This window comes from Rhizobium sp. CBN3 (assembly GCF_030518245.1).
Classification (GTDB): Bacteria; Pseudomonadota; Alphaproteobacteria; order Rhizobiales; family Rhizobiaceae; genus Rhizobium; species Rhizobium aethiopicum_A.
Genome location: NZ_JAULSE010000008.1, coordinates 209,471 through 223,781 on the forward strand (window position 1 = coordinate 209,471; position 14,311 = coordinate 223,781).

Here is a 14,311-nt window from a genome sequence, read left to right on the forward strand (position 1 = left end):
AGGCCGCCGCCGCTCGGAGAAGATGCCATCTGCTTATCCGGCAGCGACACGCAACTGATCTGGCTGCTCCGCGCCGATCGGAATCCTCAGCGTAAATGTCGTGCCGTTCCCGCGGCTGCTCGTCACCTCAATCGTTCCGCCGTGAAGTTCGATGATCTGCTTGACGAGATTGAGGCCGATGCCGGTGCCGGCAATGCCTGTGGAACTTCTGGCCCGGAAATAACGCTGGAACATCTTCGGGAGGTCATCGGCGTCGATGCCTATGCCTTCGTCGCGGACGGTGATGCAAACGCTGTCCCCTTCCTGCCATCCGGTGACGTGGACGCTCGGCGAATCCGGTGCGTATTTCACAGCGTTCGAGAAGAGATTGCTGAAGACCTGGTCGAGCGCAGGATGATCCCCATAAATGGCCGGAGGAAGCCGATCGAGGTCAAGCAGAAAGCGGTGGGTGCGCCGGATGCTCTCCTGGCGGGCGCCGCAGACTTGGATGATTTCGGCAATCGAGCACGGCTTATGCACGATGGTGATCCTGCCGTGGTCCAACCGCCCGGCAGCAAGGATACTTTCCATCAGTTCGAGCATGCGCGAAACCGAGCTGCGGATCTGATCGGCTTTTTCGCAAAGAAACTCCGGCGTCGCTGCCTCCTTGCGCCGAATGAGCCGTTGCGCCGCGCCGTCGATCACTGCAAGCGGGGTGCGGAATTCATGCGATGCCATCGAAACGAACTGCCGCTGCAACTCGTTGATCTGCTTTTCCTGTTCGAGCATTCGTTCGAGCTCTTCTGTCTGCCGCGCCAGTTCGACCGTGCGGGAGCGCACCATCTCTTCAAGCGTGTCACGGTGCTGCAGCAAAGCCTTTTCGGCGCGCTTGGCCTCGGTGACGTCGACGACAGCCATCAGCGATGCCGACTTGCCCTTGTAGTTCAGGCAGGTGGAATAGACGGTAACCTCGATGGCCGTGCCATCGCCCTTGATATGCCGGGCAGAGCGGGACGCAGCAGGATCCTCGACATCGAAAACGACGGCCTGCGGCGGGTTGTATTCCTGCACCTCGATGTCGGATAGTCGCATCGTCAGGAATTGCTCCAGACGATAACCGTAGTGATCGATGGCGGCCTGGTTTACGTGGAGAAATCTCAACGTTTCATGATCGTAAACCCACATCGGCATCGGGTTGCCTTCGAACAGCAACCTGAACGATGCCTCCTGCATCTTGAGGTCGGTGATGTCGACACGTATGCCGACGCTACCGCCTTCGGAGATCCGGCGTTCTTCGATCCGTATCCAGCGGTTTCCGGGGAGGCGCTGCTCGTGTCTGCTGGTGGGCTTTGCATGATGGGCCAGCCTTTCCGCCAGCCATTCCTCCTCGCGCCCGACCGCTTCCGGATATTGGCCGCGTTCGAGGCCAGCACGCAGGCGGTCTTCGAAGCGCATGCCTTTCACGAGCATATCGCCGCTTTCGGCGTAAAGCTGCTCATATCTCTGGTTCCACAGGACGAAGCGGTCTTCCTCGTCGAATAAGACGAGACCTTCCGGGACGACTTCGAAAGCCGCCAGAAGACGTGCATGCGCCGCCCGCGCCTCCTGCTCGGCGCGTTCTGCCTGGACATGCGCCTTCGCAAGGGCCTTTTCAGCCTGCCAGGCCTGCGTGATGTCCTCGTGGGTCGATACCCAGCCGCCGTCCGACGTGCGCTGATGATAGCCGCGGATGATCTGGCCCGACTTGAGTTCCTTGATCCAATCCCGGGGCGTATCGCCCCTATTGGTCGCTTCGGCCCAGGCGAGATATTCCGAGGTCGAGGTGGCGGGAACGGCGCCGACCCCCTGTCTCAGCTTGAGGATGTCTTCGAGTGACTGTCCCGGATGGATGACGGAGGAATCAAGTCCGTAGACTTCTGCATAACGGTTGTTTGAAAGCAGCAGCCGCCCGGCCTCGTCGAACAGGCAGACGCCTTGTCCCATGCTGGCAAGCGCCGTATCGAGTTGCTCGTTGCGCCGCCGCACGCGCGCGTGGGCTGCGCCGAGCTCGATATGTCGCTTAATGCGGGCGACGAGTTCCGCGGCGGAGACAAGGTTGGAAACGCAATCCACCGCACCGGCGGCAAGCCCTCCGATCCGGCTCTCCTCGTCCTCCGGCGAGACCAGGATGATGACCGGAATATCACACGTTATGGGGTTTGCCTTGAGACGCCGGCAGTCTTCGAGACCACCTCCTTCCGGCGACAGGGCGTCCAGCAGAATGAGCGCCGGCAGCGGTCGTTTGGCGGCGCAATCGTGAAACTCAGCTCGGTCGAGGTGAACGCGCAGCACGATACCATGTCGCTCAAGGGCGTCGCCGACACCCTGCAGGCCTGCCAACGTGCCATCCATTACCAAGATTGTGTGCAGTTCGCCGGACACGACCGTTCCCCCGTTCATCCACATGGACGCGACTATAAGTCGTACCGGTTAACACGCCCCTCACCTTAGGTCGGCATCAGGGTGCTCCGCGTTCTATGGTTGAAGAATGGTTGCAGGCGATGCGGAAAAATATCAGGTGATGCCAGAGGACCCGCGGCAGGACATTCTTCGAGATTTCGCCGGCGCCGCCCGAACAGACCTAGCGTTCGTTCCGGATGTCGCGCAGGAGATCCAGACCGCGCTGGTATTTTTCGGTTTTCTTGCCGGCTTGTTCGGCCTGTCGGAGATTGTCTTCTAGGTCGGCTTGTTTGACTGGCAGGGCCAGCGGATTCGATGCGGCGCGTCTGACGAATTCGTCATCAGGCTCCTCGGGCCGCCGCGTCAAGGCATCCACCGCAGAGATGATCGCCGACGGGAAGCCTTCCTCCCTTAACCTGTCGAGCGTCCAGCCGCTGCCTTTTTCGGCGACGTCGTGAAGATAGGCGACCGTTCGCGCCTCGTCGCCCGACACGAGAAGCGCGATCCGCTGGCAATGCTCGAAAAATGGCCGGCCGGTCTTGTCCACCTGCCCTTCATGCGCCTCTAAGGCGATTTGCATGGCATGGTCGAGATGCTGCATGGCGGTTACGGTCCTTCGGTCCTTCTGATTTTTCGCCGGGAAGGCTTCTCTCCCGTTGTTATCTCGATATCGGGCGTCGTCGCGCCGGCAACTTGACCAAGGCCGGCTCGCGGCGAATCGAGATCACCGCTTTCCCCGGCTCCTTGAAGCAAGGCCGCATCATCTCTGTCGTCTTGGTCCAGCAGGTCTTGCAGCGTCTCATGCTCGTCTTCGCCAGCCAGCTCGTCGCAAGCTTGCATCCAATGACGCAGGTCCGAACCTTCAGGGCGGCCTTCGGCTTCCCAGATTTCATAGGCGCGCCGCCGTATCTGCTCGTGTTTGTCCATGGCCATGATCTTCTCCAGTTTCGACCTGACCTTCCAGCTCGCGTTTGGCTCCGGCCCGCCTGAACGATCGCGCCCTAGGCCGCCATCTCCCGGCAGCTTTCTGCGCAGCTTCGGCACGCATCCACACATTCCTGCATATTGCCCACTCTTTCGCAGTCGGCCGCGCATTCCGTGCAGATCTCGGCACATTCACGGCAGGTATGTTTGTGGTGATCCGTGCCGATCAGCATGAAATGCGCTGAGGTGCGGCAGATTTCGGCGCAGGCCATCATCAATCTGAAATGCGCGGGTTCGGTATGTTTTCCACCTGCCTCGAGGCAGTGGCTCATGGCCGTGCGAAGACAAACGCTATAGCAGCGCAGGCAATTGTCGATGCATTCCTGCATTGCCGGATTGATCTCATGCATGCTCTTCCTCCTCCGGAGCGTTCGAACACATCGTGCGACAACGAGCCGCCGGCGGTCTTTCAAGGCGTGTTGATGGTGGGAAGAAAATCCTCCACCTGCTTGCGCTCAGCCTTTGAAAGTGTTTCCACCCGCTCTTTCCAGAAGCGTTCCGCCGCCGGGGGATCCTCATCCCACTGGCGAACAGTGGTAATGTTGTCGTCGATCTTGGACCTGCGCCTCCCGCCGAGACTCAGATACTCCCTCGCAAGTTTCAGGCTTGGGGTCTCGGTACCCCCATCGCGATCCAACGTCGAACGCATATTGCGCCGGGCGGCTTCCAATGCCGCCTGGCGGTCGGCCTCGGCTTGCTGCGTATCGAAAGAGCGCGCGTCGTCGGTTCCGCTCTCGGGTGACGTGTTGGTTGGGAAAGTGGTCATGGATCACCTTTCGATGCTGTGATCCAATAACCTCCGCCGGCCGCGAGAGTTCCGCCTGCTGGCGATTGATTCGAGCGGTCGGTCGAGCCGAACAGTGCTGCCGGCGAAATCAGTGAACGGCCATGCTCACCATGCGATAGGGGTGCACGGCCTCGAACTGCGTGATCATCGCGGTTGCCTGCAGCAACACCCGCTCGGCATTCTCGGGATCGTCCCGGGCGAGTTCGTCGGCATTGACGCGGATTGCTTCGGCCATGTTGTTGGACAGTACGGCAAATTGCGTATTGCCTTCTACAAGCGCCTCGCGCGCTGTATCCTCCAGCGTGCGAGCGATATCGACGAAGATCTCCTCGCGTTCCTCGATACTGAGGTCTTTGATTATATTGGTCTTCTCTTCCATGTCACTCACTCCTAAAGACGTGGGACGGTGATCGAGCTCATCGAGCCTCGATCGCCTGAGAGCTAGGAACGCCGACATCCGGATTCAAGCCAGTTGCAGTTTGAACTCGCCTTCGAGACGAGGGGACGACCATCGTCATTATGTCGAACGCAGGAGCGGGTCTTCTGTTCCCGGGAGAACTGCTAGCAGTCGCCGACAGAGAGTGCTAATTTTTCTCCTGTTCCTCTTGAAATCGAAAAACGCTCGAACCAGATCATTCGCGCAAGGCGCGCGACTTTGCACCCGTCCGGACCTCGTCAATCAGGTGCGGCGAGCGCCAACACCGTTCGTTATTGTTTGTCTATGGAGGAAGACATGTCGTTCCGACCGCTTCATGACCGCATTCTCGTCCGCCGCGTCGCTTCCGAGGAAAAGACCAAGGGCGGCATCATCATTCCCGACACCGCCAAGGAAAAGCCGCAGGAAGGCGAAGTCATCGCCGTCGGCTCCGGCGCCCGCAACGATGCCGGCCAGATCCAGGCGCTCGACGTCAAGGCCGGCGATCGCATCCTGTTCGGCAAGTGGTCCGGCACGGAGATCAAGATCGACGGCGAAGACCTGCTGATCATGAAGGAAAGCGACGTGATGGGTATCATCGACGATCAGGGCGAGCAGAAAGAGGCCGCCTGAGTCCATCACGTCGGAAGTCAACGTTAAAGCGCGTTGCAATCTCTGAGATTCGCTCCTTGCGCTTTAGATCTTAATTTCTACGCATGTCGTTCTCGCAAAACCGCTGTACACTTGGCGACATGCGCTAGCTGCCGATGAAGGAGTGAGGACATGGCTGCTAAAGAAGTCAAATTCAGCGTCGAAGCCCGCGAAAAGATGCTGCGCGGTGTCGACATCCTGGCCAATGCCGTAAAGGTGACGCTGGGTCCGAAAGGCCGTAACGTCGTGATCGACAAGTCGTTCGGCGCGCCGCGCATCACCAAGGACGGCGTCTCGGTCGCCAAGGAAGTCGAGCTCGAAGACAAGTTCGAAAACATGGGAGCCCAGATGGTCCGCGAAGTCGCTTCGAAGACCAGCGACATCGCCGGCGACGGCACCACGACTGCGACGGTGCTCGCCCAGGCAATCGTCAAGGAGGGCGCCAAGGCAGTGACGTCAGGCATGAACCCGATGGACCTGAAGCGCGGCATCGATCTCGCCGTCAGCGCTATCGTCGAAGAACTGAAGGCCAACGCCCGTAAGATATCCAATAATGCCGAAATTGCCCAGGTCGGCACGATTTCCGCCAATGGTGATCCCGAAATCGGCCGCTTCCTGGCGGAGGCCGTGCAAAAGGTCGGCAATGACGGCGTCATCACCGTTGAAGAGGCCAAGACGGCCGAGACCGAACTCGAGGTCGTCGAAGGCATGCAGTTCGACCGGGGCTATTTGAGCCCCTACTTCGTCACCAATGCCGACAAGATGCGGGTCGAGTTCGAGGACCCCTATATTCTCATTCATGAGAAGAAGCTGTCGAACCTGCAGTCGATGCTGCCGATCCTCGAAGCTGTCGTTCAGTCGGGCAAGCCGCTTCTCATCATCGCTGAAGACGTCGAAGGCGAAGCCCTTGCGACCCTCGTCGTCAACAAGCTGCGCGGCGGCTTGAAGATCGCTGCCGTCAAGGCACCCGGCTTCGGTGACCGTCGCAAGGCCATGCTTGAAGACATCGCCATCCTGACCGCGGGCACCGTCATCGCCGAAGATCTCGGCATCAAGCTTGAGAATGTGACGCTCAATATGCTCGGCCGGGCAAAAAAGATCACGGTCGAGAAGGAAAACACGACCATCATCGACGGCGTCGGTTCGAAGGAGGAGATTTCAGGCCGCATCGCCCAGATCAAGGCCCAGATCGAAGAAACCACCTCCGACTACGACCGCGAGAAGCTGCAGGAACGTCTTGCCAAGCTCGCTGGCGGCGTTGCCGTCATCCGCGTCGGCGGCTCGACGGAGGTCGAGGTGAAGGAGAAGAAGGATCGCGTCGACGATGCGCTGCATGCAACCCGGGCAGCGGTCGAGGAAGGCATCCTGCCGGGCGGCGGCGTGGCGCTGCTGCGCTCGGTCAAGGCACTCGCCAATATCAAGACCGCCAATGACGACCAGCGGGTCGGCGTCGAAATCGTCCGCCGTGCGCTCGAGGCCCCGGCTCGCCAGATCGCCGAAAACGCTGGCGCGGAAGGCTCGGTCGTTGTCGGCAAGCTGCGCGAGAAGAGCGAATTCTCCTATGGCTGGAACGCTCAGACCGGCGAATTCGGCGATCTCTACGCGCAGGGCGTCATCGATCCGGCGAAGGTCGTTCGCACCGCGCTGCAGGACGCATCCTCCATCGCCGGCCTGCTGGTGACGACGGAAGCGATGATCGCCGAGAAGCCGAAGAAGGATGCTCCTCCGGCAATGCCGCCCGGCGCCGGTATGGACTTTTAAGACAGGGTCGCGGGCTCGCCCGGACACGCCGGGCGGGCCTTTTCCGAGGGAATGACGATGGTTCAAACGATCATAAACCGATCGCAGGTGCCGCTGGACTCCCGCGATCTCGAAACCTGCCAGCGCGTCTTCGACAAGCTCAGCGCCGATTACGCAGTAGCAAGAGACAGCGAAGAAGCCCAACGAATGGCGGGCATCATCATCGAGCTCTACCGGCAGGGCGTGCGCGATCCCAATCATCTGCAGTCGATGGTCGAGGCGGCCCGCGGCCTGTTTGAGCCGGACGGACGCCCGCCGACTGCTCAGTGACGGCGCGGCGCGAAATCGATGACGAGCGCATCCCGCATCCGTTTCAGGTCATAGCCGGGATTATATCGGAAGGGCCGACGACGAAGGCACGTCGCCTTCGGCGGCCGTGACGGGCCAGCGGCACCGCACGTTTCACGCCACGGCAGCGATCGCGTCGCCGTCGTTCGGCAGCAGCCGCGCCAACGCGCTCAACAGGTCGGTCTGCGATATCAGGCCGAGGATCCGGTGGTCGTCGTCGACAATAATTACGGCATGGGTGCGCCCGTCGGTCAGAACCGGCAGCAGCGACAGGGCGGCATCCAAAGCTCTTGCCACCGCCGGTTTTGAGATCGCGTGGGCAATCGTATCGCCGCCCCCAAACAATTCACGCAAGCCGACAGTGCCGATCAGACGGCCTTCCGGATCCTTCACCGGCAGGGTGCGGATATTATGCTTCAAAAGAAGATGTCGCGCGGCGTCCGGCTCGGACGTCTCGCCGATGGCGATCACGTCACGCGACATGATATCGGCGCAGCTGATCTTGTCGTTTGATCGGATAGCCGCCTGCAGTTCGACCTGCTGCAGCAGTCTTCCGAGGTCCGCCCGATCGATATCGAAGGTTTCGTCGAGCGCCTCGAGGGCGGCATCGACATCCTCCTCGCGAAAGCCCACCCGCGCGGCGGATGGCGGATCGATCGTCTGATGGGTGTTCTCCGCCGGCTTCGGAACGACGTGCGGATAGTTCCGTCTGGAAAGCTTGTGGAACAGCAGCCCGAGCCCGACGAGAATGCAGGAGTTCAAAGCGACCGGCACGAAGGGAAAGAGGAATCCCCAGCCGGCGACGACAGGACCGCCGAGCACCGCGGTCAGTGCCGCAGCCCCTCCCGGCGGGTGAAGGCATCGCGTGAACGACATCGCGCCGATGGCCAGCGAGACGCCAACGCCCGTGGCGATGATCGGATCACGAATGAAATAGGCGGCGATGATGCCCATCAAGGCGGAAATTGTATTGCCGCCGATGATTGCCCATGGCTGTGCCAACGGGCTTGCCGGCACCGCGAAAAGCAGCACCGCCGACGCCCCCATCGGTGCGACGATCAGCGGAAGATGTGGCCCCTGGCCGAACAGATAGCCGCTGATGACGCCGGTGAGACCGATGCCCAGCAAGGCGCCGAAACAGGCGATCAATCGTTCTCTTAGAGTCGCGCCGGCCAGAATGGGCGAAAACAATCGAAAGCGGCGAAAACGGCTCGGCCCCACCTTCGGTGAAACGGGAAACTGCATGCGAAGACCAATGATGAGTGAGGATTATCTGGAGGGTGAAGGAAGAGACGCAGAAGCTAGTTCGCCGCCAGCCTGACATCTCTGCCTTTGGTTGCGCCAAGCACCTCATGAAAGGCACTGAAGGCGCTGGGGCAATCGTCCTTGCGGTAAACCAGCAGCGTTTCGACCGGCCCGAGCTGATGGGTCTGAACGGCAGTCGGCCAATGCATGAGATCGAGAACGGACCTTGGCATCACACCCGCCGTATTCCCGGTCGCAACGCTCGCCAGGATCGCATGATAGGAACCAAGCTCGCTCGTCGATAGGGCGCTCGTTTTGCGCGCCCAGTTTTCGGCAATCCGGCGATAGGTGCAGCCAGGTTCCAAAGCTGCCAGCGATCCGACACGCAGGTCGGCCGCGGATTTGATGGCGGGATGGCCGGATGGCAGCACGATCAACAAATCTTCGACGAAGACCGTCTCCATCTCCAGCGCCTCGAGTTCGGCATCGAAATCCAGATCCTCCTCCCGCATCGTCTTCGGCGGGCGGGCAATCAGCGCGCAATCCAGCACATCGGCCAGAACATCGCGGGCGAGATCGCGTGACGCGCCCATCGTCAGATGCAGCGACACGTCGGGCCACATCTGGTTGAATTGCGTCAACGCCGCCGGCAGCCGGCTTGCCGCCGTGCTCTCCATCGTGCCGACCCGCAATGTTCCCGATGGGGCAAGAGGCCGCACGGCCTGACGCGCTTCGAGCGCCAGCGCCATCAGCCGGTTGGCATAGGCGAGAAAGGTTTCGCCCTCCCGTGTCAGCGTCATCTTCTTGCCGTCACGGCTGAACAGGCAAGCGCCAAGGTCTTCCTCCAATTGCTGGATGCGCGTCGTCACGTTGGACGGCACTCGACCGACTGCCTTTGCGGCCTTGGTAACGCTGCGATCGCTGGCAACGGCGAGGAATATCTCGATTGACGAAAGGTCCAATGAAAAATCTCTTTTCCGGAATTAAAGCGAGTCATTGTTCTCTATATAAAAATCATTACCCGAGCTCAAGCGGGTTTAGACACAGGCGAAAAACCGGAATCGGGGCAGCGCGTGAAGGCTCCCGGGCTCGACCTTCTCATTAAAAATGTCCGCGCATCCGCAGGCCAGACAGCCAAGTGATTGCCGAAAAAAGATCGAGACGCCGCCGAAATAGCCACGCAAACCGCTGCATCGCCCCGGCTATCGGGCGTTTTGCGGCTGGCATGGAGATTGCGTCTCTATGCTGATCTGTAGAACGACCGGCGCCGACCATATGCTGCACCTTGTTTTGACCTGCCTTCTTCTAAGCGTCGCTTCAGGCCTGAGCATGCGGCGTTTTCTTCTGCCGTATTTTGCCGGCGGCGATCTCGCTGAGAAATCCGCTCCCGTGACGGTCGTCGCAAGCGCCGTCTTTCTTGCGGCAGTCGCCTTCACCATCTCCGACCAAAATCTCTGGGCCAAATCCGTCGTGCTGATGCTCTGCCTTATGCTGGCGGCGATGTTCGACGACGCCCGCCCCAGGCTGACCATCGCGCTTTCTGCCGTTAGCCTGGCCGCCTATCTCGGGCTGCGCTCGATTGGCTGATTATCCGGCCATCTTGTGCGCGCCAGCGGCGGTGAGACGATTGGCTGAGCAACTTCACGCGGCGCCAAAAACGATCCTCGCGACAGAATGGTTTCGTAATATAATTCTCTCCTGCTGAATGTTTTTCGAAGCGGATCGCTTCAAGAGTGGGGAGAGGAGCGATGAGTATCGAGCAGCGAGAGAGGATCTGGTCGGAGTGGTATGCCTGGCATCCTGTCCTGCCGATCGATGACACGGTGTTCTGGCTCGAGACCGTATACCGGCGGGAAACGGCGGGAAGGCCTGTGGCAATATCGTTCCTTCCGACCCGAAGCCGAACGTATCAAGGCTTCGGCCGCCATGCCCACTTATCCCGGCGCTTAATTCCCGTCAGCCGAGCGCCTGGCTGACCAGCGCATAGGTTTTCGGCCGATGCCCCACATGACCTGCCGGAATTGGGAGCCAAGGGTCGCCCAGCGACATGGTTGTCACGAAGTCAAAGACAGCAAGGCCGCAGCGGGAGAGAAAATCGGCAAATATCCCGACTTTCTCGCGTGTATCGAGGCGCAGGAATGACCCCGCATGCTCGAGCACATGCGTATGGACGACGGCAATCGCGTCAGCGTCACTGACCGCCACCACCGGGCCGACGACATGGCCGCGCCCGAACCTTCGGCAAAGCGAGAAGGCCTCGATCCGGCCGCCGCGAACGAGCACGACGCCCTTCGAATTTGTCATGAGCCTTGCCAGAAGCGGCGTGCGGTCCGTGCCGAAGGCCACGCGATCCAGTTCGGCGATCGCCTCCAGATCTTCAGCTTCCACAGGCCGTATTGCGGCACCGGGCGGCAACTCCACATCCGGTGGCGCTATCGCTTCACCCTGGCATTGAAAGACGGGCGCTTCACGGACAAAATCCAACGACAAATAAAGGCGACGCGCCGCCCGCGTCGCGTTCAGCCCAAGATTTCGTCCGGCGACCTGGTCGAGCGCGTGGCCCATCAGCCATTGCCCGGCGCCATTGGCCTGCAGGCGCGGCGAGGTGATGACCATACCGATCGTGGCGAACCGGTCATCATAGGGAAACCACATCGCGGAGCCGAGGATGCGGCCGATTTCATCGATGGCCGCAATGCCTTGCCCGAATTCGCGCAGGAATTGCCAGTCTTCACGGCGATGCGGCCAGGCGACGGACATCGACAGCGCATGCAGCTTGTCGAGGTCGACGCTGTCGATCCCGGTTATGCGCGTCTCGAAACTATCGACCAACCTGGATTCGGATGTCAGTGCACTCACTCCCGCCCTCCTGCGGTGTTGTCCGGCCACCCATAGGGAAAGCTGCGCCCGGAAGTTCCTTCGTCGAGATTAAGACGGATCGCGCGATACAATTCACTGGCGAAGCCCGTGCAAACACAACAATCGTCCAAATCCGATGCAGTTTCGGCAAATAAAGCCTGGCCGGGTCCCTACAGTCATTGACCAGACCCCGACCGCCGGCTGCGCCGTTGCCCGCGAGTGGGCCGGTGCAATTCCATATCCCGCGATGCGAGGACGCTCATGCAGGCAGTTGAAATCCTCGAAAGGTTGGTCGGCTTTCCCTCGGTCGTCGGCACGCCGAACGGCGAGATCGCTGGGTGGATCAGGCATTACCTGCAAAGCCACGGTTTTGTCGCCACGGAGATTGCCGGCCCCGAGGGCGACCGGTCGAACCTCTTCGCAACGATCGGCCCAAGGGAGACGCCGGGCTACATCCTCTCCGGCCACATGGACGTCGTTCCCGCCGCCGAAGCCGGGTGGAGCAGCGATCCGTTTCGCCTGCGCGTCGAAAAGGATCGCCTCTACGGCCGCGGAACCACCGACATGAAGGGCTTTCTCGCCGTCGTGCTTGCCGCCGTCCCCGCACTCGCGGCGGCACGACTCCGGCGGCCCATCCACCTCGCTTTTTCCTACGATGAGGAGGCAGGCTGCCGCGGCGTCCCGCACATGATCGCGCGCCTGCCTGAGCTCTGTGCACATCCGCTCGGCGCGATTATCGGCGAACCGAGCGGCATGCGGGCGATCCGAGCCCACAAGGGCAAGGCGGCCGCCCGGCTGACGGTCAGGGGCCGATCCGGCCACTCCTCGCGCCCGGACCAGGGGCTGAATGCAATCCATGCCATTACCGAGATCTTGGCTTGCGCCAGCGCCGAAGCCGAACGGCTGACGCAGGGTCCGTTCGATCCTGTGTTCGAACCGCCCTATTCCTCGCTCCAGGTCGGCACGCTGAAGGGCGGCCAGGCGGTCAACATCATTCCCGATAGCTGCGAGGCCGAGTTCGAGGCCAGGGCTATTTCTGGAATCGACCCGGCCACGCTGCTGGCGCCGCTGCGAGCGATCGCCGAGGCGCTGCCGCAACGCGGCTTTCAGTCGGAATGGCGCGAGCTTAGCGCCTATCCGGCGCTGTCGCTTGCCGCCGATGCGCCACTTGCGCATTTGCTTAGCGAACTCACCGGTACCGAGCCGCTCGCCGCCGTCAGCTACGGCACCGAGGCCGGCCTTTTCCAGCGCGCCGGCATGGATGCGATCGTCTGCGGACCGGGCGATATCGCCCGTGCTCACCGACCGGACGAATTCATCCTCGCAAGCGAACTCCTGGCCTGCCAGGCGATGATCGAGGCACTCGCCCGACATTGCATCGCCTGACGTCAGATCAAGGAGCCGTTACCATGACCTTTCTCTTCAATTCCGATGCGAAGCGCGGCGCCATATTCGCCGAGGCCTTCGCGCGCGAGCTGCCCGACATAAGCTTCGCCATGGATCCGGCATCGGTCGAACCGGAGGCTGTGCGCTACCTCATCACCTGGACCGCGCCGGATGATCTCGCCCGTTACAACAATCTTGAAATCCTGTTTTCGATCGGCGCCGGCATCGATCAGTTCCGCATCGACGCCGTGCCTACGCAGGTCAAGGTGGTACGCATGGTCGAAGACGGCATCGTCAGAATGATGCAGGAATATGTGACGCTCGCCGTGCTCGCGCTCCATCGCGATCTGCCGGCCTATCTCGACCAGCAGCGACGCGGGATCTGGCAACCGATCGCACCCGTTCAGGCGACGGAACGCCGCATCGGCGTGCTCGGGCTCGGCATGCTCGGAAGCGCGGCGCTTGAGAGTTTGCATCGTTTCGGCTTTCCGCTGTCCGGCTGGAGCCGCACTCCGCGCGCGGTCGACGGCGTTCGGTGCCTCAGCGGCGGCGAGGGGCTCGAGACCCTGCTTGCCACCACCGATATTCTCGTCTGCATGCTGCCGCTGACCGAGGAGACGCGCGGCTTCCTGAATGCTGAGCTCTTTGCCAGGCTTCCTGCTGGGGCCGCACTCGTTCATGTGGGTCGCGGCGCTCAGCTCGATCATCAGGCGCTTGTCGCTGCACTCGACGCCGGACGTCTCTCCGGCGCTGTCGTCGATGTTACCAATCCGGAGCCGCTGCCTGCGGACCACGCCTTCTGGAATCATCCAAAAATTCTGCTGACGCCGCATATTGCGAGCGTCACGCAAGCTGAAACCGCGGCGGCCACCGTGATCGGCAACATTAAACGACACAGGGCGGGCCTCGACCCGATCGGGCTGGTCGATCGCAGCCGCGGCTACTGATCATCCCACCAACCATCTGCACCTCGAAAGGAAAGCCATGTCCCTGCTCAAGACAATCGACGCCAATCCATCGCATGCGCCGCGCGAATCCAGCCCCCTCCCCGAGCGTCTGATCTCGGGCAATCCCAGCTTCAAGACCTGGGCGCAGGATGTCGCTCGCGCAGATACGGTTCATACCGGCGTATGGGAGGCAACGCCCGGTGAGACGCGTTCGATCAAGGGCGAGACATTCGAGTTCTGCCATATCCTTTCCGGCCTGGTCGAACTTACGCCGGACGGCGGAGAACCGGTGGTCTACAAGGCCGGTGACAGCTTCGTCATGAAGCCGGGCTTCGTCGGCGTGTGGAAGACGATCGAGACGGTTCGCAAGATCTACGTGACCGTGGCGTGACGGCGAGCGGCCCGGCGTGATCACCGGCCGTAGATTTGACTGGCGGCGGCGCGGAAAACGCAATTTTCATCCGCTGCAGCAATTCCGGTCGATGCATGCTGCTCGGTTTCCCAGGCTAGGCTTAAGCAAGTTCATGCCGA

16 protein-coding genes and 1 pseudogene are annotated in these 14,311 nt (G+C 61.2%); 8 read left to right on the forward strand and 9 right to left on the reverse strand.

Annotation, left to right across the window (positions count from 1 at the left end):
• Positions 1-33 precede the first annotated feature (33 nt).
• The 6 genes from QWJ46_RS14835 to QWJ46_RS14860 form a co-directional block, all read right to left on the reverse strand.
• The gene (locus QWJ46_RS14835) at positions 34-2,424 is read right to left on the reverse strand and encodes a PAS-domain containing protein (RefSeq protein ID WP_302751842.1); all 2,391 of its coding nucleotides are present in this window, start codon (positions 2,422-2,424) and stop codon (positions 34-36) included.
• Positions 2,425-2,599: 175 nt separating this feature from the next.
• Entirely contained in the window at positions 2,600-3,019 is a 420-nt protein-coding gene (locus QWJ46_RS14840) for a metal-dependent phosphohydrolase (protein WP_302751843.1), read from the reverse strand.
• A 5-nt stretch (positions 3,020-3,024) separates the two neighbouring features.
• Positions 3,025-3,351: a DUF2934 domain-containing protein gene (locus QWJ46_RS14845; protein WP_302751874.1), complete on the reverse strand. Its 327-nt coding sequence runs from the start codon at positions 3,349-3,351 to the stop codon at positions 3,025-3,027.
• A 68-nt stretch (positions 3,352-3,419) separates the two neighbouring features.
• Entirely contained in the window at positions 3,420-3,752 is a 333-nt protein-coding gene (locus tag QWJ46_RS14850) for a four-helix bundle copper-binding protein (RefSeq protein ID WP_184456244.1), read from the reverse strand.
• A 59-nt stretch (positions 3,753-3,811) separates the two neighbouring features.
• On the reverse strand, positions 3,812-4,168 hold the full coding sequence (locus QWJ46_RS14855) for a hypothetical protein (RefSeq protein ID WP_302751845.1): 357 nt from the start codon (positions 4,166-4,168) through the stop codon (positions 3,812-3,814).
• Between the two features lie 109 nt (positions 4,169-4,277).
• A complete protein-coding gene (locus QWJ46_RS14860) occupies positions 4,278-4,568 on the reverse strand; it encodes a hypothetical protein (RefSeq protein ID WP_184456240.1) in 291 nt (96 codons plus the stop codon).
• A gap of 354 nt (positions 4,569-4,922) precedes the next feature.
• Here QWJ46_RS14860 and groES point away from each other — a divergent pair, with 354 nt between their 5' ends.
• The 3 genes from groES (at position 4,923) to QWJ46_RS14875 (ending at position 7,325) form a co-directional block, all read left to right on the forward strand.
• The gene (gene groES, locus QWJ46_RS14865; protein WP_184456238.1) at positions 4,923-5,237 is read left to right on the forward strand and encodes a co-chaperone GroES; all 315 of its coding nucleotides are present in this window, start codon (positions 4,923-4,925) and stop codon (positions 5,235-5,237) included.
• A 150-nt stretch (positions 5,238-5,387) separates the two neighbouring features.
• Positions 5,388-7,016, forward strand: a complete 1,629-nt coding sequence (gene groL / locus QWJ46_RS14870; RefSeq protein ID WP_184456236.1) for a chaperonin GroEL — start codon at positions 5,388-5,390, stop codon at positions 7,014-7,016.
• 57 nt (positions 7,017-7,073) lie between these two features.
• On the forward strand, positions 7,074-7,325 hold the full coding sequence (locus tag QWJ46_RS14875; RefSeq protein ID WP_302751847.1) for a hypothetical protein: 252 nt from the start codon (positions 7,074-7,076) through the stop codon (positions 7,323-7,325).
• Positions 7,326-7,457: 132 nt separating this feature from the next.
• Here QWJ46_RS14875 and QWJ46_RS14880 read toward each other — a convergent pair whose 3' ends face one another.
• On the reverse strand, positions 7,458-8,588 hold the full coding sequence (locus tag QWJ46_RS14880; protein WP_302751848.1) for an HPP family protein: 1,131 nt from the start codon (positions 8,586-8,588) through the stop codon (positions 7,458-7,460).
• A gap of 56 nt (positions 8,589-8,644) precedes the next feature.
• Complete coding sequence (locus tag QWJ46_RS14885) at positions 8,645-9,550, reverse strand: LysR substrate-binding domain-containing protein (RefSeq protein ID WP_302751849.1); 906 nt, start codon at positions 9,548-9,550, stop codon at positions 8,645-8,647.
• Positions 9,551-9,863: 313 nt separating this feature from the next.
• On the opposite strand from QWJ46_RS14885, the gene QWJ46_RS14890 reads away from it, so the two are divergent.
• Entirely contained in the window at positions 9,864-10,175 is a 312-nt protein-coding gene (locus QWJ46_RS14890; protein WP_184456596.1) for a hypothetical protein, read from the forward strand.
• A 161-nt stretch (positions 10,176-10,336) separates the two neighbouring features.
• Positions 10,337-10,538, forward strand: a pseudogene (locus tag QWJ46_RS14895) (hypothetical protein).
• A gap of 6 nt (positions 10,539-10,544) precedes the next feature.
• Here the strand turns inward: QWJ46_RS14895 and QWJ46_RS14900 are convergent.
• A complete protein-coding gene (locus QWJ46_RS14900; protein ID WP_184456228.1) occupies positions 10,545-11,447 on the reverse strand; it encodes a GNAT family N-acetyltransferase in 903 nt (300 codons plus the stop codon).
• 261 nt (positions 11,448-11,708) lie between these two features.
• Between QWJ46_RS14900 and argE the strand changes: the two genes are divergently transcribed.
• Genes argE through QWJ46_RS14915 form a run of 3 tightly spaced genes read left to right on the forward strand, consistent with a single transcriptional unit; the run spans position 11,709 to position 14,171 of the window.
• Positions 11,709-12,833, forward strand: coding sequence for an acetylornithine deacetylase (argE, locus tag QWJ46_RS14905; protein WP_302751850.1), 1,125 nt, complete (start codon positions 11,709-11,711; stop codon positions 12,831-12,833).
• A gap of 23 nt (positions 12,834-12,856) precedes the next feature.
• Entirely contained in the window at positions 12,857-13,780 is a 924-nt protein-coding gene (locus tag QWJ46_RS14910) for a glyoxylate/hydroxypyruvate reductase A (RefSeq protein WP_302751852.1), read from the forward strand.
• A 37-nt stretch (positions 13,781-13,817) separates the two neighbouring features.
• Positions 13,818-14,171: a cupin domain-containing protein gene (locus QWJ46_RS14915; RefSeq protein WP_184456222.1), complete on the forward strand. Its 354-nt coding sequence runs from the start codon at positions 13,818-13,820 to the stop codon at positions 14,169-14,171.
• Positions 14,172-14,311: the final 140 nt, after the last annotated feature.